This window comes from Sphingomonas sp. Leaf208 (genome assembly GCF_001421415.1).
Lineage (GTDB): Bacteria > Pseudomonadota > Alphaproteobacteria > Sphingomonadales > Sphingomonadaceae > Sphingomonas.
This window is the reverse complement of sequence record NZ_LMKH01000009.1, coordinates 78,289-98,359: the sequence shown is the minus strand read 5'-3', so window position 1 is coordinate 98,359 and position 20,071 is coordinate 78,289. Positions and strand designations below refer to the sequence as shown.

The 20,071-nt window shown below is 62.8% G+C and carries 15 protein-coding genes and 1 pseudogene; 8 read left to right on the top strand and 8 right to left on the bottom strand.

Annotation, left to right across the window (positions count from 1 at the left end; genetic code table 11):
- Positions 1 to 105 precede the first annotated feature (105 nt).
- The 6 genes from ASE69_RS05925 (at position 106) to ASE69_RS21895 (ending at position 8,553) form a co-directional block, all read left to right on the top strand.
- Complete coding sequence (locus ASE69_RS05925) at positions 106 to 4,509, top strand: beta strand repeat-containing protein (RefSeq protein WP_156362195.1); 4,404 nt, start codon at positions 106 to 108, stop codon at positions 4,507 to 4,509.
- A gap of 206 nt (positions 4,510 to 4,715) precedes the next feature.
- Positions 4,716 to 4,937: a TetR/AcrR family transcriptional regulator gene (locus ASE69_RS23395; protein ID WP_082452929.1), complete on the top strand. Its 222-nt coding sequence runs from the start codon at positions 4,716 to 4,718 to the stop codon at positions 4,935 to 4,937.
- Between the two features lie 811 nt (positions 4,938 to 5,748).
- Positions 5,749 to 6,063: a hypothetical protein gene (locus tag ASE69_RS05920; RefSeq protein WP_235518187.1), complete on the top strand. Its 315-nt coding sequence runs from the start codon at positions 5,749 to 5,751 to the stop codon at positions 6,061 to 6,063.
- Positions 6,064 to 6,203: 140 nt separating this feature from the next.
- A complete protein-coding gene (locus tag ASE69_RS05915) occupies positions 6,204 to 7,694 on the top strand; it encodes a methyl-accepting chemotaxis protein (protein ID WP_235518186.1) in 1,491 nt (496 codons plus the stop codon).
- Between the two features lie 78 nt (positions 7,695 to 7,772).
- Positions 7,773 to 7,955, top strand: a complete 183-nt coding sequence (locus ASE69_RS05910) for a hypothetical protein (protein WP_235518184.1) — start codon at positions 7,773 to 7,775, stop codon at positions 7,953 to 7,955.
- Between the two features lie 79 nt (positions 7,956 to 8,034).
- On the top strand, positions 8,035 to 8,553 hold the full coding sequence (locus tag ASE69_RS21895) for a hypothetical protein (RefSeq protein WP_156362194.1): 519 nt from the start codon (positions 8,035 to 8,037) through the stop codon (positions 8,551 to 8,553).
- A gap of 159 nt (positions 8,554 to 8,712) precedes the next feature.
- On the opposite strand, the gene ASE69_RS05905 is transcribed toward ASE69_RS21895, so the two are convergent.
- Positions 8,713 to 10,596, bottom strand: coding sequence for an AI-2E family transporter (locus ASE69_RS05905; protein WP_056484289.1), 1,884 nt, complete (start codon positions 10,594 to 10,596; stop codon positions 8,713 to 8,715).
- A gap of 155 nt (positions 10,597 to 10,751) precedes the next feature.
- Positions 10,752 to 11,342, bottom strand: a complete 591-nt coding sequence (locus ASE69_RS05900; RefSeq protein ID WP_056484322.1) for a DUF4142 domain-containing protein — start codon at positions 11,340 to 11,342, stop codon at positions 10,752 to 10,754.
- Positions 11,343 to 11,495: 153 nt separating this feature from the next.
- Between ASE69_RS05900 and ASE69_RS05895 the strand changes: the two genes are divergently transcribed.
- Entirely contained in the window at positions 11,496 to 11,906 is a 411-nt protein-coding gene (locus tag ASE69_RS05895; RefSeq protein WP_056484286.1) for a DUF3597 domain-containing protein, read from the top strand.
- 286 nt (positions 11,907 to 12,192) lie between these two features.
- Here ASE69_RS05895 and ASE69_RS05890 read toward each other — a convergent pair whose 3' ends face one another.
- Entirely contained in the window at positions 12,193 to 12,480 is a 288-nt protein-coding gene (locus ASE69_RS05890) for a hypothetical protein (RefSeq protein WP_056484283.1), read from the bottom strand.
- Between the two features lie 106 nt (positions 12,481 to 12,586).
- Here ASE69_RS05890 and ASE69_RS05885 point away from each other — a divergent pair, with 106 nt between their 5' ends.
- Entirely contained in the window at positions 12,587 to 13,093 is a 507-nt protein-coding gene (locus ASE69_RS05885) for a MucR family transcriptional regulator (protein WP_056484319.1), read from the top strand.
- 362 nt (positions 13,094 to 13,455) lie between these two features.
- Here the strand turns inward: ASE69_RS05885 and ASE69_RS05880 are convergent, their stop codons facing one another.
- The 5 genes and pseudogenes from ASE69_RS05880 to ASE69_RS23195 all read right to left on the bottom strand — a co-directional run.
- A complete protein-coding gene (locus tag ASE69_RS05880) occupies positions 13,456 to 14,529 on the bottom strand; it encodes a glycosyl hydrolase family 8 (RefSeq protein ID WP_056484278.1) in 1,074 nt (357 codons plus the stop codon).
- Positions 14,519 to 14,965, bottom strand: a complete 447-nt coding sequence (gene bcsD / locus ASE69_RS05875) for a cellulose biosynthesis protein BcsD (RefSeq protein WP_156362193.1) — start codon at positions 14,963 to 14,965, stop codon at positions 14,519 to 14,521. Before bcsD ends, ASE69_RS05880 begins: the two co-directional genes overlap by 11 nt.
- 5 nt (positions 14,966 to 14,970) lie before the next feature.
- A complete protein-coding gene (locus tag ASE69_RS05870; RefSeq protein ID WP_056484273.1) occupies positions 14,971 to 18,330 on the bottom strand; it encodes a cellulose biosynthesis protein BcsC in 3,360 nt (1,119 codons plus the stop codon).
- Positions 18,327 to 19,373, bottom strand: a complete 1,047-nt coding sequence (locus ASE69_RS23200) for a cellulose biosynthesis cyclic di-GMP-binding regulatory protein BcsB (RefSeq protein WP_082452927.1) — start codon at positions 19,371 to 19,373, stop codon at positions 18,327 to 18,329. The genes ASE69_RS05870 and ASE69_RS23200 overlap by 4 nt, the downstream gene beginning before the upstream one ends.
- Positions 19,307 to 20,071 (bottom strand): annotated as a pseudogene (locus ASE69_RS23195) (cellulose biosynthesis cyclic di-GMP-binding regulatory protein BcsB); the annotation flags it as partial. The pseudogene ASE69_RS23195 and the gene ASE69_RS23200, both read right to left, overlap by 67 nt.

Here is a 20,071-nt window from a genome sequence, read left to right as displayed (position 1 = left end):
CATTTTGGGCTGACTGCTCCGACTTACATATCGTCAACTAATTGTTAGATGATTCGATGATGTCTTGCCCTCAACGCCGCATGAATGGCGCAAAGGAGACATCGGATGACAAAAAAATCCATTTTGCTTGGGCGAACCGCGCTTCCAATCCTCGCTGCTACTGTGATCACAGTAGCATTCTCTACCCCGGCCAGCGCAGCATGCGTCGCCATTCTCGGCACGACCATCTCGGTAGACGCACTCGGCAACGTCTGCGTAGGCGGGGCTCAAACCTCGCTGGGCGTATCCGACGGATTGGGGCTCGGCGCCGGCGTGCAGATCAACGGCACGCGCGGCGTCGGCATCGGCGCGGACGCGACGATCCTGGCGCAGGACGGCGTGGCCATCGGCGCGGACGCGGACATCTTGAGCGGCGCCATCGGCGGCATCGGCATCGGCGCGGGCGCGCAGGTCGGCGGGATCAACGGCATCGGCATCGGCGCAGGATCGAGCGTGCTGAGCCAGAACGGCATTGGTCTGGGCGCCGCGGTGAACATCCTTGGCCTCAACGGCATCGGCCTGGGCCTAGGCGCCAACGTGCTGGGCGACAACGGGATCGGTCTGGGCGTCAACGCGAGCGTGCTGGGCGGGCGTGGCATCAGCATCGGCGATGGAGCGGCGTCCAACGGTATCGCGGGCATCGCCATCGGCGCGAACGCGCTGTCGATCCTGGACGCCGACGTGGCCATCGGCCTCGGTTCGATCGCAGGCGACGCAGTCGACCTCACCGGCAACAACACGGCGCTCGGTGCGGGCGCAAACGCCACCGGCGGGTTCTCCTCGGCCTTCGGCGCCGGCGCCACGTCCAGCGGATCCGCCTCGACGACGGTAGGCGCAGGCGCGGCGGCGTCGGGCGACGGTTCTCTGGCGCTCGGCTCCGGCGCGGTAGCTGCACCGACGGGCAGCGTCGCGCTCGGAACGGGTTCGGTCGGACTCGCGACCACGCAGGGCACGGGAACGTACCTCAGCGGCGTGGTCGGTCCCGTCGCAGGCGTGCGGTACGACACCAGCACCGGAACCAACGAGGGCTCGGTCTCGATCGGTGCGGTCGGTGCAACCCGTCAGCTGCGCAACGTGGCGGACGGCGTGTTCGCAACCGATGCGGCGACGGTGCGTCAGGTCGCTAGCGTAGCCGACCAAACCAACGTCGCCCTGAACGCGGTCAACGGACGCGTCGATGTGACCAACGCCAATCTGGGGACGCTTGGCACCCAAGTCGGCGTCAACGCGGCCGCCGTAGGGACGCTAGGCGGCCGCGTCGGCGCAGCCGAGGTAGCGGTAGGCACCAACACCGCGGCGGTCGCCGGTCTGACGACGCGCGTCGGTACGGCGGAAACGGGGATCGGCACGAACACCGCAGCCATCACCGGGCTCGACACCCGCGTCGGCACCACGGAGACCAACCTGACCGGCGTGACGGGACGTCTTGGCGTAGCCGAGACTGGCCTCGTCACCGCCAACGACGGCATCGCCGCCAACGTGGCGGCGATCGGTGGTCTGGATACGCGTCTCGGCACGGCGGAGACCGGCATCGGCGCCAACACGACGGCTATCGCCACCCTGGGAACGCGCGTCGGTGGGACCGAAACCGGTCTGGCCGACGTGACCACGCGTCTCGGCGTCGCGGAGACCGGACTAGTCGCAGCGAACGGCGGCATCACCGCCAACGGCGTCGCGATCGGCGGTCTGAACACCCGTCTCGGGACGGTCGAGACCGGCATCGGCACCAACACCACAGCCATCACGGGTCTGGACGCCCGCCTGGGCACCGCGGAGACAGGGATCGCCGACGTCAACGGCAGGGTGGATCTCGCCAACACGTCCATCGACAGCCTCGGGACGCGTCTCGGAACGGCTGAAACCGGCATCGGCACGAACACCGCGGCCATCGCAGGTCTCGACACCCGCGTCGGCACCACGGAGACGGGTCTTACCACAGTGATCGGTCGCGTCGATCTCGCGGATGCGAACATCGGCGTGCTGGACGGTCGCCTCGGCGTGGCCGAAACGGGTCTCGCCGACGTGACTGGACGCATCGGCACCGCCGAGACCGGATTGAGCACGCTGGGAGGCCGCATCGACGTCAACACCGCGGACATCGCCACGCTCGGCGGCCGCGTCACGACCAACGCAGATCTCATCGCCGGCGTCACCGGTCGGGTGGGCGGCGCGGAGACGGGCATCACCAACCTGCAGAACGCGTTCGTCGCACTCGACGGTCGCGTTCTCACGAACACCGGCGACATCGCCGACATCCGCACGCAGATCGGCGGTCTGTCAGGCGGAGCGGCCGGACTAGACGGCCGTTTGACCACTGCAGAGGGCAACATCGGGACCCTTCAGGGCCAGGTCGGCACGCTTCAGGGGCAGACCGCGGTTAACTCGGGCGCGATCGCCGATCTGGGCACCAGGACTACCGCGAACGAGACCGCCATCGGCGATCTGGGCACCAGGACGACGCTCGCGGAAGGTGCGATCGGCCAGAACAGCGCCGCCATCGGCACGCTGCAGGGCCAGACGGCGGCCAACACCGGTGCGATAACCAGTTTGGACGGGCGCGTGGGTGCGGCCGAGACCGGCCTCGCCGCCAACTCGGCCGCGATCACCGGACTCGACGGCAGGGTCGGCGCCACGGAGGCCGGACTTGCGAACAACACCACCGCGATCGCAGGACTGGATGGTCGCGTCGGTGCGACGGAGACCGGACTCGCCGCCAACACGACGGCGATCGCCGCCAACGGCGCCGCCATCACCGGGCTGGATGGCCGGGTCGTCGCGACGGAGACGGGCCTTGCGGCGAACTCCGCCGCGATCACCGGTCTGGACGGGCGCGTCACGGTCAACGAGACGGTCGGTGCGCAGAACTCGGCTGCGATCGGCACGCTGCAGGGGCAGACGACCGCGAACTCGACAGCGATCGCAGGTCTCGACACCCGTGTGACCGGACTGGACGGAAGGGTCACCACCAACGAGCAGCAGATCGCGGCCAACACCACCGCCATCACCGGACTTGACGGTCGCGTGACCGGTCTCGACGGGCGTGTCACCGGACTGGACGGTCGTGTCACGGTCAACGAGCAGCAGACCGCCAGCAATACCACGGCGATCACGGGCCTCGACGGCCGCGTCACGGCCAACGAAGGCGCCATCGGAGACGTGCGCAGCCAAGTGGCCGCGACCAACGCCACGGTATCGGGCCTCGACGGGCGGGTGACGGCCAACGAGGGCGCGATCGGCGACGTTCGCACCCAGGTGGCGGCGACCAACACCGCGGTCACCGGTCTCGACGGGCGGGTGACCGCCACGGAGACCGGACTGGTCGCGGTGGCCGGTCAGACGGCGGCGAACATGTCGGGTCTATCCAACCTGCAGCAGGGCATCGCCAACGGTACGGTCGGTATCGTCCAGCAGGACCAGACCACCCGCACGATCGCGGTGGGCGGCGGCACGGACGGCACGGTCGTGAACGTGGCCGGCACGCAGGGCGACCGCACCTTGACGGGGGTAGCGGCGAGCGGCCGCGCCAACGCTGCGGTCAACGGCGGTCAGCTGGCGGCGGTGGTCTCCACCTTTGGCGCGGGCGCCACGCTCAACGCCGACGGGTCGATCACCATCCCGGCCTATGCGGTGCAGGGGCGGACGTACGCGAACGTGGGGAGCGCGCTCGGCGGTCTCGACGCCAGCCTGACGACGGCACGGACGCAGCTCGACGCCATCAACCGGACGGCCGACGGCGCCTATGTGGCGATCAACGGCACCGGACCGGTGGCGAATGCGACCGGGGCCAACTCGGTGGCCATCGGCACGGGTTCGACGGCCAACGCGGCGAACTCGGTCGCGCTCGGCTCGGGAAGCACGGCAGATCGCGGCGCCCAGGCCAACTATGCGGCGACGGGTCTGCAGACTGCGCAGAACTCCGTCGGTGAACTCTCCGTCGGCTCGGCTGGAGGACAGCGGCAGATCACGAACGTGGCGGCCGGCAGCGCGCTGACCGACGCCGTCAACGTCGCACAGCTGCAGGGTGTCGCGGCATCGGCGGTCCAGTACGACCGGACGGCCTCGGGGGCTCCGGACCGCTCGTCGGTCACCTTCGGAACGCCGTCCGCCGGCCCCGTCCAGCTGCACAACGTGGCTCCGGGTACGAGCGGACTGGACGCGGTCAACCTGAACCAGCTGGCATCGGTTAGCTATGATCTGGGTAACGACATCCGCAGCGTGCGGACTGAGGCTCAGCGAGGCACCGCAGTCGCTCTGGCCGCAAACGGTATGCGGTTCGACGACCGTCCGGGCCGGACCTCAATGGGCGGCGCAGTCTCGTACTACAAGGGAGAGGCCGGCGTGGCGCTTGGGATCGGACATACGTCAGGCAATCAGCGCCTACGTTACAACGGTGCGGTTAGCTTTAGTCCAAACGGTGGCAGCAATGTCGGCGCCGTGGCCGGCGCCACCTTCAGCTTTGGTGGCGACTGACACTAGCAGGGACGGGCATCCATGACGCCCGGACGTCCGTCCCGCTAACAGGGTTTCTCATTAGAGGATTGCGGCGAAAGGAGCTGCTCGTACTGAGCAGCTAGAACTAACAGGCATCGTGAGCCGCTGTAAGCGACGTGGCCGGCAGGTAACACTCAAATTACATTAAACCCATCTACCGGCGGACTAATCATAGGATAAATCACATGATCACGTTTACGACCCGGTCCCCACCCGGCACACGACTATCTTACGAACGGCGACGATCACAATTAATTGATATTGCTTGGTTGATAATCAAAGAAAACGGAGAGGATTCTTTAACACTTAAAGAAGTTGCAAAACATGCTCGAATAACTCCTCCCATCATTTACCGTTATTTTACGGACAAACTTTCACTTATAAATGAAACTAAACATTATTTGTAATAGGCATTTATTTCCTTTAGATATTCGTTTTGAAAAGTTACTTTTTATACCCCGCTAAGGGCAAACCGGATGAATATGTTCCCCGCTGGCGGGGCTGTCCAGCTCTAATGAGCAAGCCATTAATGGCTAGCAATGGAAAGGCCGTCCCGCGAGGGGCTGCCTTTTGTGTTTTCCTATACTTATATAGAAAACGGCTGTTTTGTGCGCATCGCTTCCGGCCGTTTTGAGAAAGCTCGTTTGTGAGCAGACGTTTAGCAGGCGTCGCGCTTCGACAGAGGCGTCGCGCAGTCCGCCGCGTGGTGACATGCCGCTGTCGCATAAGTGGCGATATTCGAGATGTCCGAAACTTAGGATATTCGCGGCGGGTATGCGTCAAAACCCGTATCTGAGATACTGGGCTATAAACGATTTGCGTCGAAGTCGGCGGGTATAGTCCGCGTTCCGGAACACGCGACACTGGATGAAATCGGCAAACACAACATGACACAGCGATTGTGGCAGATTTGTAACGGTTGGCGGCATTTCGCGCTTTAGCGCGCGACAGCATCGGATTAGCGATCGTGGCTTAATGTCATTTCCTACACTCCAGAAACTGAAACCCACCATACTCAAGATGACGTGGTGGGATTGTCGGCCGAGACTGTCCAATCGCAAATCAACTCCCGCGCTGTTAGGCTCGTATCCGTCAGGGCCGGTCCTCCGCGATACCCCCAGCTCGGGCCACCAATTTGGATCTTGTCGAAGCCAGATCGGGGGCGATCATGGGTGGCGAACTTACTTTGCATTAACCAGGCGGTGACTAGGTAAGCGTATGAAATTCCTGCCAAGCCGGATGTTGATCCCTGCGCAGATCGCTACTGCAACGTTTGGGCTCGTGGCGTTGACGGTGTGGCCGCCAGAATCGGGTTCGATGCTGTTGGTGCCACTTGGTCAAAATGGCGGAGCAGCCGTACAGGGTGCGCTGGCGGGCGGTGCGGCATTGCTCGGAGCCGGGCCATTTCCGGGATCGCTGGTCGTCGTTGGCGATCGTGCCCGCATCGCCCCCCGGGTCGCGTGGAATATCGTCATCATGGCCGCTCCGCCAGCGGGGTGCGGCGTTGATGGCGGTGCTGGAAAGCGCGCATGAACCGAACCACTTCACTGCTGAAGCCAACATTCTCCCGGTTGGATTTCGGAGGAAAGCTCGGGGCCACCGGGAAAATCGGGGATGATCCCGGACTCAACCCGCTTGACCGGTTGCGGCGTCGCGCTGTCCAAGCGTGGGCGTTGATCGGCTGGACCTCGTTGGTGGGGCTGCTAATAGGTAACGCCGTACTGGATGCGGGCGCAGGCGTCCCGCTGCTGGTCATCGGCACCATCATCACAGCAGGTCCGACCGCGATGGCGCTTCGTAGGCGCTACGATGTCGAGGCCCGGACCATGATGGGATCCCTTGCCGCGGTGATACCGGCGATGCTCGTCTTTCTCCTTAAGGGACATCCATGGCAGATGGATGCGCACATGTATTTCTTCGTCGGCATGGCGGCGCTGGTAATGTTAGCGGACTGGCGTCCGATTGCGCTGGCGACGGCGCTGACCGCGGTCCATCATCTTGCCCTCGAATGGTGGGCCCCGGAATTCGTGTTCACCGGCACGGGCAATCTAGGCCGGGTGATCTTTCATGTCTTGGCGGTCGGCTTGCAATTCGGCGCATTGACGGTGCTGACGATTCAGCTCGAGCGGCTGTTCCAATCGCAGAGCGCGGCGTTGCGGCGGTCTCGCGAGTTGACCGAGGTGGCGGAGGACGGCCAGCGGCGGACCGAGGAGGCAATGCTTCAGGCGCGTGCCGCGGAGGCGGTGGCGGCGCGCGAACGCCAACAGCGCGAGGAGCAGGCGGCGCGAATCGCGAGCGAGCGGCGCGGCGAGCTGGTGGTCCTGGCGAACGAGTTCGACCATTCGGTGACGTCTGTGGTGAAGAGCATCGGACAGGCGACCGAACGACTAGAGCACGCAGCAGTGCGGCTCGAGGATGTCACCGGCGGTGCGACCCAAGATGCGGTTGAAGCGGCATCGGGCGCAAGCCGAGCAGCACGCGACATTGCGCATGTCTCGTCGTCGATCCGCGACCTGTCCGAATCGATCCGGACGATCGCGATCGCGGCCGACCGGCAATCGGAGTTGACCGTGGTGGCGAGCCTAGAAGCGCAGCGCAGCGTGCAGACGGTCGCGATGCTTGAGGATCATGCGGTCCAGATCGAAGTTTTTCTCGACGATATCCGTGACCTGGCGAACAAGACCAATTTGCTCGCCCTGAACGCAACGATCGAGGCCGCGCGGGCGGGCGACGCAGGGCGCGGGTTCGCGGTGGTCGCGGGCGAAGTGAAGGTCCTGTCGGCGGACACCAAGCGGGCGAGCGACCGGATCAGCATGCTGCTCGCTGGGATTCGCGAGGGCGTCGCGGATACGGGCGAGAAGCTTCGCAGCGTGAATACCGCGATCGGCCAGGTATCGGTCGCGGCATCGGGGATCGCGACCGCAGTCGGCGAGCAGCGCTTCACGGCACAAGAGGTAGATGCGGGTGCAGCGCGTGCGGTCGGCGCGGCGGACGAGATCGGCACCCGGATCGACGGCGTTGCGGAAGCGGCGGGATCTGCCGCGCTCTTGTCAGCGTCGGTACGGGGCAGCGCCAGCGACCTGGCGGCAAGCGCGCGGCATTTGAGATCGTCGACCGATCTGTTCGTCTCGTTCCTTTACTCGGACGATGCGGCAAAAGCGTAGGTGCCAAGTCGGTCCCATCTCCCTGGGGGTGCCCGCATCAGGATGCCCATGGTAGGAGGGTGCATGCTCAGGACAAAAATGAAGCGGATCACTAATCGTGGTGATCGCGCCGCTGAACGCCTTGCCGAGATCGAGACGTCCATAACAGGCCTTGCCGACAACGACCTGCTTGATCTGGCCGACATCTTCAAAGCCGAGCCTCGCACGCCGATCGGCAATGTGGCGTTCCTTGAAATGGCGAGGCGGAATATCAGCCTTTGACGGCAACCCGACCATGCGATGCCAAAACAATGTGGCAACGCCGAGGTCGACCAACTGGCAGGTACTATAGGCCAACGGCTTGCCGCATGCCCGATTCACCCTGACTCATACCGGTTGCCTGAAAATGTCTGCCGAGCATCATCCCGTTATGGGACAAATCATTACGCATGCCTGTGGGCATGAGCAGATTCATTATCTCTCTGGCTTCGCCAGCCAGCAGGAGCGAAAAGCGCGCTGGCTAGAGACAACCGAGTGCCGCACCTGTTTCGTCGCAACCAAACAGACCGAGCAGGCGGAAGCGGCGGTTCGTGACGGCGCCGCCATAGCGCACCTTAACCTACCCCTTCTAACCGGTAGTGATCGTCAAGTCGCATGGGCAACAACCCTTCGAGCTAGCCGCCTTTGCAGATTCGTTGCCGAGCCGGTTACAAAGGGAAAAGGCTTTCAGGTCTGTACCCTTGCAACTGATGCGAAGTGGTGGATTGATCACCGCACCCTGACAGATACCGATTTTCTCATAGAAGCCGAACGATCCGGAGTTCAAACAAAGTTTCTGGCGAGCTCCGATCCTAATCTTGCTTTAATAAAAGCAACTTAATAGTTCACAATACTATTTTACACACCTTTGTAACGACTGATCCTCGGTCGTAATTACACCTTTGTTACCATGCGCATTTATTTACCGTTGGCCGTCCCGCGTGAGTGAGCTATTCTTTTGGAGGTCAGGGCCTAAAGTTCATTGCCTCCGTCAGGCCGATCAGGTTGCCTTTAGATAAGGTCTTGGTTCTACTATCACTGTGACCGCATCGGCCAACGAGCTTACATAACGGTCCGCACCCAAGGCCTGTTGGATCCCGGTATCGCTAAGGGTAGCTTCTCCCTGCGGCCATAGCCCGACAACAATGCGCGCGTTTGGCGCTCGGGCACGCAAGCGCCGGACAAGGTAACGCAGCTGAGCTGGCGAACCGGTCACCTCGAGATAAGAAATGGCGATCACATCGATCCCGGTTAGATCCAACGTCTGCACCGCATCCCGGGACACTTCGGTATTGGGAATACGCGTCGCTTGCACCCCTTGCTGACCCAGCAACTGCGTGAGCATAGCAGTAACAGCGTCATCGAACGGACCGTGCCCCGCAACGCAGGCGACCGTTTGAGCCTTTACCATGGTGTCAGACGGTGTTGGCCCGGACGTTGGCTGTAGGTCCTCGATCACGGACATCATCGATTTGGTCATCTGCGCCGCACCAGCGCGGTCGATTGTCCCGTGCGCTTCGTCTTCGACTGCCAGCTTCAACCCTTCAAGCACGACCCCGTCATAGTATTCGGTGAGCGACCGGTCAGCGAGAAGCATCTCAGCCTGTGCCAAAGCCTCGTCCGGGTTCCGAGCCAGAATGCGCTGGTAAAAGCTTTCGATAGGCGTCAGCGCCGGTCTGTCGCCCAACAGTACGTCGAAGAACTCCAGGCTCTTAACGTGACGCCCCATGACCACCAGACATAGTGTCAGCGGGGTGGACATGATCAGCCCGATCGGACCCCAAAGCCACGTCCAGAAGATCGCTGATACAATCACGGATACAGGCGAAAGACCTGTCGAGTGGCCATAGAGTAGTGGTTCGACGACATATCCGGTGAGCGGCTCGATGATCACGAAGAGAGCGACGACCTCCAGCGCCATTCCCCAGCCTGGATCCACGGCCGCACCGAGGGCTGCGGGAGCCACTGCTGCCAGGAACGGCCCGATATAGGGTACGAAGCGCAGCAGACCCGCCATCACGCCCCACATGGCCGGCGATGGTATGCCGATCAGCCATAGACCAAGGCCTATAACGACGCCGAAGCACGTGTTCACAGCCAGCTGGGAAAGGAAATATTTGCTGAGACGCTGACCCGCGTCATCGATAGCACGCGTCGTGCGGTGCAGGTCGCTCGATCCGAACACTCGGATAAAGCGATCGCGCAGATCCTCCTTCTGCATCAGCACGAAGATTGCCACGATAAGAACGATGACCGTTGTTTCCAGCGGGCCCAGGATGGGTTCGAGAACCGTACGCGCTATCGCAAACGGCGACGTGCTGCCTTGAACGACTTCCACTGGAATAGGGCGGCGCTGGTCGGACGCTGTCACAGCCGGCGGTGTTGCCAGCGTTGCCGGCGCGGCACGAGGCCGGGTAGTTGGTCGCGAGCCCCCCAGTTCCTTGGTGATCGAGGCTAGGCGTGCGACCGCAAACCCCTGAACCCCTTGGATCTTGGCTTCGATGGTGCGGGCATATTGCGGTGCGTTCACAGTCAGTGATGCCGCCTGACTACCGATGAGCGCGCCGAACAGGCCCAAGACACCCAAGGCCGCTATGACGGTCAAGATCACGGCAGGTGCACGCCAAAGACGCAGACGCTGCAGCAGGTTGACAACCGGTGAGAGAACGAAGGAGAGCATCACCGCCAGGGTGATCGGGATGAGCACCTCCTGACCGAAATACAGGGCGGCGATGACGAGCGTGCCAACGGCCACGCCGGCCAGCGTCTTGAGTTCCGGCGCCGAGGCCGAGCGGATCTGAGCCGCACCTGGATTGTCCGCGGGCGCTTCGCGGCTACCGGTCACGACATCCTTGTAACCGGCGATATTGTCGGGGCTGCTCATGCGGAAACCTTCCTGCCGGGGCTCGCGTATCGGTCACGTCGAGACCCGGCACGAAGCATTTTTCGTTGTATCCGTCCTGACGTCAGGACGGGCAAAGCCGAGAGGCACACCTGGCGTCCCTCTCGGCTTCATACTTCATCGTCTGGGACGCTACCTCAGGACTTGAGCGCTTTCGCCATGTTGAGATGCGCTGCGACCGTGGGTGCCAGACCCGACGCGAACGTCTTCAGCTGGGGCACGTCGCCGGTTGCAGCATATCCCTTGAGCGTATCGAGCGTCTGCTGATGCCCGGCGACCTGGGCAGCCGCGTATGCGGTGTCGAAATCAGTGCCCTGCTTGGTCTTTAGATCGGCAAGCTTCTGCTGCTGCTCAGCACTCAGCACCGGGTTGGGCGTCAGAGCTGGCGACAGCGTTGCCGTCAGTGCCTTCAGCTTCGCAGTCGAACCCTCATGTGCGGTGATCATCTGGCCAGCGAACTTCTTAACAGCAGCAGATGCGCCGTTGGTTACAGCGAGCTTCGAGGTCTCGATTTCGAACGCATCGCTCGCAGCTGCCATGTTAACGAAAGCCTGCCCACCTGAGGCGGGTGCTGCCATCGCATCATTGGAACCGGCTGCATTAACGTCCGTGGCGGTCGTGTTGGCGTAGGTGCTGTTATCGACGGCGGTCGTATCGTCGGCCTTCTTGCCGCATGCGGCCAATGACAATGCCGCTACCGATACCAGTGCCAGGGTCTTGAAGTTCATCATACTCTCCATCTGCTCGCATATTGCCGCTGGCTGCTCAACGCGTGCTTCCTGAGGACCGTTCCGCCCAAGCAACGAACGCCGGACCGATCGTGAAGCAAGTTCGTTCTAGCCGTCTGCCGGCACAACTGCCGGCCTTATCGGGACACGGCTATGAGCATCTTCAGCACGATCATGAACAAGGTTTTCCATCACAAAGCCGCGCCAGCCGCTGCGCCGGCTCAGGCTCCTGCCGCGGCGCCGCAGGCTGCACCGCAAGCCGCGCCGACCGCTACCGACCAGCCCGCCCCAGCAGCGGCTCAGCAGTCCGTCGATGTCGGTGCGGTCCTCAGCGAGATGGCATCGATGAAAGATGGCGGGGGCAACTACCAGAGCTCGATCGTCGATCTTCTGAAGCTGCTGGACCTGGATTCCAGTCTGACGGCTCGCAAGGAACTCGCTAGCGAACTGAACGTCCATGCAGCAGCCGACGGCTCGGCCGAGCAGAACATCGCCCTTCATAAGGCAGTGATGCAGAAGCTTGCCGATAACGGCGGTATCGTTCCCGACACCCTGCGCAACTAAACCAGCCTATCCGGGGGGGGACCGCACCCTACGCGGCCCCCCCCGACCTCAGACCGCCAATTTAACCGTCGTCTCCGTTATCGGGCAGGAGTAGCGTTGGGAGGCGTCGAAGTTACGGTCCGCCGCGCTGCTTGCGCTGGCAGCGTTCGACTACCACGCGGCGGTCCATTCGGCTCCTTCTGAAAGCCCTGCGCGGCGAGCCAGCAGATCGTGACGACGAGTGCCACGATCATCACGAAGATGACAATTGCCACAGGACCAGCTCGCTTGTTTCCCCGTCTCCGCATCACATGCGCTCCCCAGTCATACCGTCGAAGGTATCGCCGTGCCGTAGCCCAGTGGCGACGAGATGTTCGTGGACCTCAAATCCGCCGGTTTGATCGAGCAGGAGGGTCTTATCTCCGGACGGCTCTATCGTCGCTCGCCAAAGACCGAACCAAGAATGCCCCCAGTCCGCCGCCAAGACCGCCCCCGGGCGCAGCGCCTGCGACTCCAGCGCCACCCAAGCTGCCGAGTACAGATCCGGCCTGAAATTGGGAAGCACGTCACTAACTGCCAACGTGATACGATACATATCCGGTTGAAAACGGCACTGCGCCGCAAAGAGCCATTCAAACGCCGTCAGAGATTGCCAGATACCAATCCACTACCTAGATGCGCTTCCAGAAATGGAGACTTCTATGTCCGATCCTGCCCTCGACCTAAACCCTGTTGAACTCGCCACGGAATTAACGATCGCTTGGTTAGCCAACCCCAACACGCGTACCAATGCTGACGACGTTCCGGCCTTCCTGAACAAAATGTACGAAACTGTTTCGGTGCTGGTTGGCGGAAACGCGACGGCTGCCGAGCCAGAGGCACTTGCTCAAGAATACACTCCGGCGGTGACGGCTCGTAAGTCGCTCGCCAGCCCCGATCACATCATCAGCATGATCGATGGCAAGCCGTACAAGACGCTGCGCCGTCACCTCGCGACTAACGGCATGACGCCAGTGGAGTATCGCGAGCGTTATGGCCTGAAGGCTGATTACCCCATGGTCGCTCCTACCTATTCAGAAGCGCGTCGCACGATGGCCAAGAGCATTGGCCTAGGTCGCAAACCTGGCCAGACGAATGCAGCTCAGGCAGACGCAAAGTCCGCTCCGACTCCGCGCAAGCGCGAGGTGGAAGAAGCAGCAGCGGAATAACCCAAGGGCCTGGCTTCCTTGAAACGGAAGCCGGGCCATTGTTAGGTGCAGCCTGTGTCGACAATAGTAGGCAATTATCGACGGTATCTGCCTGATTCGAAACCTGCTGCTTATAAAGCTATGATACCGCGGTCATACCCCGGCCTGCTTTTCGCGCTCCACAGCTCATGTTAAATTTGAATAATGGGCAGTCCGCGTTTAATTCGCGCACCTCAACGTCAAATACGCTACGTGTATTTCTCGGTCAATTGGCAAGCCCGTAATAATACTGGATCGTTCGCGAGCTTAAACTCAAAAGCTGATGCAGGACGGGGAAGATGAGAACCCGGAACCGTAGGGTTAAATACGATTGACGCCACCACTCAAGCGAAAACCTCAGCTAGGCACTGCAGTGCCGCAGCGTAGTAATCTGTCGAAAGCACATGCGTTGATGGGGTCCCAAGCACGCGGTTCACGACGGCTTGGCCGCCGGTCGACAATGGATATTCCGCAACTTGGCCGGTAATGACGTTGGTCCAAGCGGGTATTCGTTCAACCGGCAACTGCCTCCAAAAGGTTCTGATCGGCACGACCAGCGCGTTGCGACCTGAAACGTTGGCATAAAGCGGCACGCGAATGGCGTCGAAGCCGAACCGCGGAGGTTTATCGACTGCCGGGGAGACCGCTCCGACGTTCGAGACGTCGATCCAGTCGGTGGGCAAGCGGTGCGCACCGAACTGTGCTGCCGCAATCAAGGCCTCGCCGTCGGTGATAACCTGTCGCCAGACCGCCGCGTTGCCTGTCTTGGCGAATAGATCGAGCGCAGGCCAGACATAATAGCACGGGTTAATCGTCGTTCGCGCGGCGGTCGAGAACCCGTCCAACCCTGGCAGCAAGATCATTCTGCCGCCGACCGTCTTCACGAGGCGGGTGGCAATCGCATCCACGATCACCCGGGAACGCGCAGCATAGCGTGGCTCGTGCCATCGTTTCGTCGCTTCTGCCAAAGCATAGGCGATGAGCAGGTCGCCATCGGTCGCGTTGTTACGATCGGCTACAGGATTGGCCGAGCGCGGATCATAGCGCCAAACGTATAGCGGGACATCCGGCCGGGCGAGCTTGGCTTCGGTCCAGCCGAGGATCTTATCGAACGCCACGCGGTCGCCGGCAGCCTGCGACAACAGCAGCCCATAGCTCTGGCCTTCGCTGTGGCTGACGTCGCCATTGCCGTTATCGACGATCCGGCCGTCGTCCGCCACGAACCGCTGCTTGAACGTCGCCCAGCTCACGCCGTTTGTGCCGGTCGCCGGTAGGGTAGTTGGCTCAACTGCCGCGAGGTTCTGCGTTGCGCTGTTCTCGGAGGTAAGTGTTCGGTCGTCCAGTGTGCGTGCGTTACTGCACCCTGCGATGGCCAGACCGGCCATCCCGACCATGACGTGGCGACGATCAACGTCCATGCTTCAGTCGCATCTCTGTATCGGTCCACCACAGCGTGCGTGTCGTCAGGTTGGTGCTACTGCCAAGCGTATGTAGCCATGCATCATACGCCCCTTCTAACAGCGGCCGCAGGGTATGTTCGGTAGCGTCACCGATAACTGGCGCCAGCCGTCGAAGAAAACCGGTGTGCGTGATCAACAGGCCATCCTCGGCAAGTTCGAACCGCACTTCACCACAGTCATGCTCGCGCCATAGCCGATTAATTGACGCTGCGAGCGCGGCAATGTCCTGCGCGTCGCCAACCGGGTGACCCGCGGCGATCCGGGCGCCGACCGCACGGAAGAACGTGCGTCGCTGCGCCGTCGTTGCGCTACCCTCGACTTCGGCGACGATGTTGCCCAGCAACAGGGATGCAGCAGTGGTTTCGGTCGCGTTGTCGGTGGACCATTCAGTCATTGCGTTCATTTGGCGCCCCCCAAGGACTGGCGCAATTCGAAAGTCGATCGGTAATCGTCATAGGTCCCGAACGTGTTGGCACTGGCCGAGGCGCCTATCCGGGTGTTCGGGTTCAAACGGTAAAACAATGACCCGTCCGCCGAGAAGGCAAAACCGGTGTTGCTCAGGCTGTCGTAATAAGAGCGGACATCAGAATTCCGCGCCTTCAACGCGTCAAGTTCGGCCTGCGCGTCAGGATCGGTCGGATAGATTGGCGCTCGATCCTGTTCGAAGCTTTGATAACCTGGCGCAACGCCGAAACGCCCCTCCCAACGCCTTGAATTGTACGCATACCGGATCGGTACGCTCATGCTTAGGAAGCTCTGCGGGCTGAAATAGCCGCCATGACCGTAGGTGAAGTAGTTCTGATTGTTGTCGAACGCCTGCCAGTTAAGGTTGAGGCCGCCAGTGAGCGTCGAACGCTCGTCGCGGTAAACAGGCAGATAGCCACCCGCATTCGCCTGGTAACCACGGTTCTTTCGAACCGCTTCACCGGCATAACGATAACCCGACACGTCGGCATAGACGCCCGTGCCGTCGCGGTCCCACGAGAGCGATGCTCCGCCTCCGGTCCGCATGACTTGACCCCAGCGCGCGCCGGTGACGGGATCCCGCGTGCTAGCGTAGGACACAATGCTGTCGGTCACTGGCTCGCGCTTCACCCAGCCTTGCGCCGTTACCGTCCGGGAAATTTTCGGTTTAGCCGTCACGCCCCACGTCATTTCGGTATTGTGGAACCCGATCGGTGTCGATCCGACCTCGATCCGCACGCCGGGGCTGTCGTACGATGCGACAACAGCGACGCCGGAGGCGTGCTGGGTATCGGCTTGGACAAGAGCTGAAGGTAACGCGTTGACGATCCCTTGCGCCTCCGGCGTGGCGTTACGGCCGAACCGAGCAAGCGCGGAGCCGGTTGGGCGGCCGGAATCGATCACGACCGGTGTCGCCGACACGGATACGCGACCACCAGCGACACCCGTGGAAAGCGTTGCAGTGCCCGACAATTCACGCAATTCGCTCAAGCCCGTCTCGCCAGAGCGCTCGCGAAAGCCGAGCTTCATTTCCGCGCGCGGACCGGTGTCGTCGCTCAACCGGGCGATATCGTCGCGCAGGCGGATCAGCGTGGCATCGCCGCCTGCAACGCCGGCCTGCGGCACCGCGTTGTTTGAGGACGCATAGCTACCTGGCGCAAACCCAGTTGGTATCGAAACACCGGGCAAGCCTGCGCCGTATCCGGGCGCCACGGTGAAGGCCATCGGCGTCGAAGAGCGGCCGGGCTTGGAAGTCGGGATCGGCCCAGCGCTCAATGCAAACGGGTTTGCCGCAACGACCGGCACCTGTTCCGCCTGGCGGAAGGGATTGCCCGAACCCATGCCCGCGGCGAACGGATTAGTCCCGCTCAGCACGGCACCGGCGCCGGAGCGGGCGGCATAGGCTGCCTCGGCACGACGCAGATAGCGTTTTGCCGCTCCCTGATCACCGCGAGCTTGCTCCATCTGACCGGCAGCCGCGTAGATCTCGTAATCGTCTGGATAGGCAGCAAGCGCGCGGTTAACGGTGGCGGCGGCGACGTCGTGATTGCCGCCGGCGCCAGCACTGCCGATCAAGCCGATCAATGCGCCCTTGTCCCGCGGATTTGTCGTGAGCACCATCTGATACGTCTGCGCCGCCTGCGAGGACATGTTGCCCGACTGGTATAATCTGCCGAGCGCACTCAGCACATCGACATTCCCCGGCGACGCGGTCCATGCCTGTTGCAGTAGGTCGAACGCCTGTGCGTTCTGACCCGTCAAACGCATCCGGTCCGCCTGCGATGATGCCGCGATTCCCTCGAGACGCGCAATTGCCTGGGCACCTGAAGCGGATCCAGCCGATGCCGTCCGCGCACGATCGATCACGCTAACAACCGCAGCATCCTGCCCGGTCTGCGCCAGCACCCGAACGATCGGCTCATAATCCGCTGCGGCTGTAGGGCTTGCGGCTAACGCGCGCTCAGCTAGCGGAATGGCGCCAGCCTGATCGCCGAGATCATTCAGGCCTCCGGCAATCGCTGCGAGCGATGCAGCGCCTAACGTCGGGGTCGAGCCGATCTGGCGCAACGTCGTAATCGCCTCACCGCCCCGGCCCTGTGCCGCGATCGCCTTGGCCCGCGCAACGGCAGAGTCCACCGCGATCTGCGCCTCGAAACGGCGTATCGCCGGCGTCTTCTGCGCTTCGGTCAACCGCGACAGCAACGACGTTGCCTGTGCCTGCCGACTACGTTCGTTGTGGAGCATCGCTGCAGCATACAACGCGTCGGCGGTACCGATCGTCTGGATCGACTGGATCAGTGCCTCGGCTTCCGGGGCACGGCCCTGCTCGATCATGTACCGCGCATATTCGTAGCGGATCCACGGGTCCGTTGGGTCGAGCAGCAGCCCACGCTGGAACAGGGCATCTGCCTTTGCAGGATCGCCGTGCGTCGCTGCCTGCAACGCGTCGTTGCGTACCACGCGGCTTTCGAGCTGCGACGCGCTGCCGCCTGCCGAACCCGCCTGGCGTGCAAGATCAGCCGAGTCCGCGTAGCGACCTTGGCGTTCATAGATGTCAGCAAGCAGCGCCAGCGCAGGGCCGCGATTCTTGACGTCGGTACGCGCAAGCGCCTCGGCCTGGGTCTGTGCGCCGGCGACATCACCGCCTGCGAGACGCGCGCGAGCGTTGCCGAGCCCCGCATAGAACTGCGCGGACGCAAGTGCCTCCGACCAGCGCGACCGATTGCCACGTGCCGAGGCGCGCAACAGGAGGCTGGCCGACTCAGCAAAGCGCGACTGCCGCAACCGGACGATGCCAAGGCCCCCTGCCGCATCAGCATCGTTACGGTTATTGGCAAGCGCCGCCTCGAATTGGCGTTGCGCTTGTACGAGATTGCCCTGGTCGAGCGAGCGGAAGCCCGCCGCGCGTGAATCCCCACCGCGGTCCAACGGTGTCGGTACTGCTCTGCGTGCCGGGGCCGTCGCCGGCACCGCTCGCAAGGCAGTTGCTGGCGCGGGTTCGGCACCGGTCATGCTCGACGGAACCTGCGCTGGCCCCTTGCTGGGCCGTGCAATAGGTGCCGGGGCCGGGGCACTTGATGCAGACAAGGCATGACGAGCTTCAACGTTTGACGGATCGATTGCGAGCGCACGACGATAGGCGACCCGCGCCAAGTCCATGCGACCGCGCGATTGCCAATACCGTCCCTGCTGGACGAGCGCACCGACTCCGGCGACCTGCGCGGCCACTGGTTGGACAAGCGCTGGCAAAGCTATGCCCGCCATTAATAGCGCTAGCGTGGTGAAGCGGATCATGCCGCGTCCTCCGAACCCAGGCGACGCCGCTGCTGACGCGACAGCAGCAAATATAGAGGCCCTGCCAGCAGGAGCGCGATAAGCAAGCCGCTTAGCGCCATCAGCAGCGGTCGTTCGCTGAACCACCAGCCAATCCGCATCCATACCGGCAGCGATCCGGACCAGTAAGTCTGACCGACCGCAAAGCTGCGCATGCCCTCGCCATTGGTTACTGATAGATCGCCTTGCACCTGCGCATTAATTCGCTGCTCTGCAAGACCTTGGATAAGCTCTGGCAGGTCGGTTGGATCCGTGCTGAGCATCGCAACGACCGTACGTGCGCTATCAAACGGTGATCGGAAGCTGACGAAACCTTCGAAGCGCGCTGCGGTCGTAAGAAACGCGTTGGTCTCGGTCACGTCACTATCACCGTAGGGAGAGATCAGCCCGAAGACGCGCTCGATCGGATTGCGTTCTACCACGCGCAGTCTGCCGTTCTCGATCCGCACCGGCGCACCGGCGAACAACGCGGACGCGCCGGCGGTCTGCGGGATACCGATGACCAGCACGTCATGCCCTTCAAGCCGGTCGCCGTCAGCTGCCTGCGTGACAGTTACCCCCGTGGTGGCGGCACCGGTCGAGTCACCGAAGCGGCCCATCATCGCCAGGAACGCCTCGACGATACCAAGGTCGGGCGAGGCGGGGACGACGACGACGGTCTCGGCCAAGTCGGGACTGATCGTGAAGGGATAGCCTGCGTTCGCGAACGTCGCGAGGCTCGGCATCCGCTGCGCATGATAGGCGTGCGTCAGGTCGATCGCGCTGTCCGGGTCAATCGCGACATGGACGTTCTCGGGCAGCGTGCCCTCGCACTTCTTCTTAGTGCCGAGGATCAGGTTGTAATCGAAGATCAGCTCGTTCTGGCCGAACAGATTATAGTTCGGCAGTTCGACTTTTGCGCGAGCCTGGCTCGACGATGCGCCGTCCTGGCCGCCGATCAGCGCCTTCCACCATGCCGCGCCGGCGAGCGGGAGCGTCCGCAGATACTGGTTGTTGATCGAAATATCGAGCCGCGACGCGCGCCGGTCGAGCCATGTCGCCGACGGGTAGCGATACGATAGCGCAGGTCGAGCGATGCCCCGCCACGCGGCCAGAAGAACAGGTCGGGCGCGGTCCGGAACGCCGCGGTGAGCGGGCCTGGTGGCAGGCCGACGCCCTGCAGGGCGCGCGGGTCCATGATCTCGCCCAGTTTGACGGCACGGTCCGAGCGGAGCCAGCGGGGTGCGGCGTAGCGCGCATAGGTCGGGATGCGGACACCGTCGAACGACGCCGCGGCGCCACCGATCGTGCCGCGGCCCGTCGCCAGCGCAGCGGCGGCGAGCTTCAGTTCGCGCTCGTCGCGCCCCATCACCAGCAGCAGTTGGCCGAAACCGTCGAATGGGTTGCGGATAACCTGCGCAGATGGACCGGCGATGGTGGGCACGTAGCTGCCGACGCGCATGCCGGGACGCAGGAATACGATCGCGTTGCCGCGCGGGATGCGGCCATAGCTCGGCTTGAACGCGAACCCGCGATAGCTGGCCAGCCGTCCGAACCAGGATGCGACGCTGGCCGCGGCCTCGAGTTCGCCATTCGACGGCGCCGCCCCGAACACGAACGGCAGGTTGAGCGGCAGATTGTCCGCGCGATCGAAGAATGGCGACGGCAGCCGGGCAAGGTCAGGCCCAAGCGGGAGACGCTGGATCGTCAGGTCGAGCGCCGA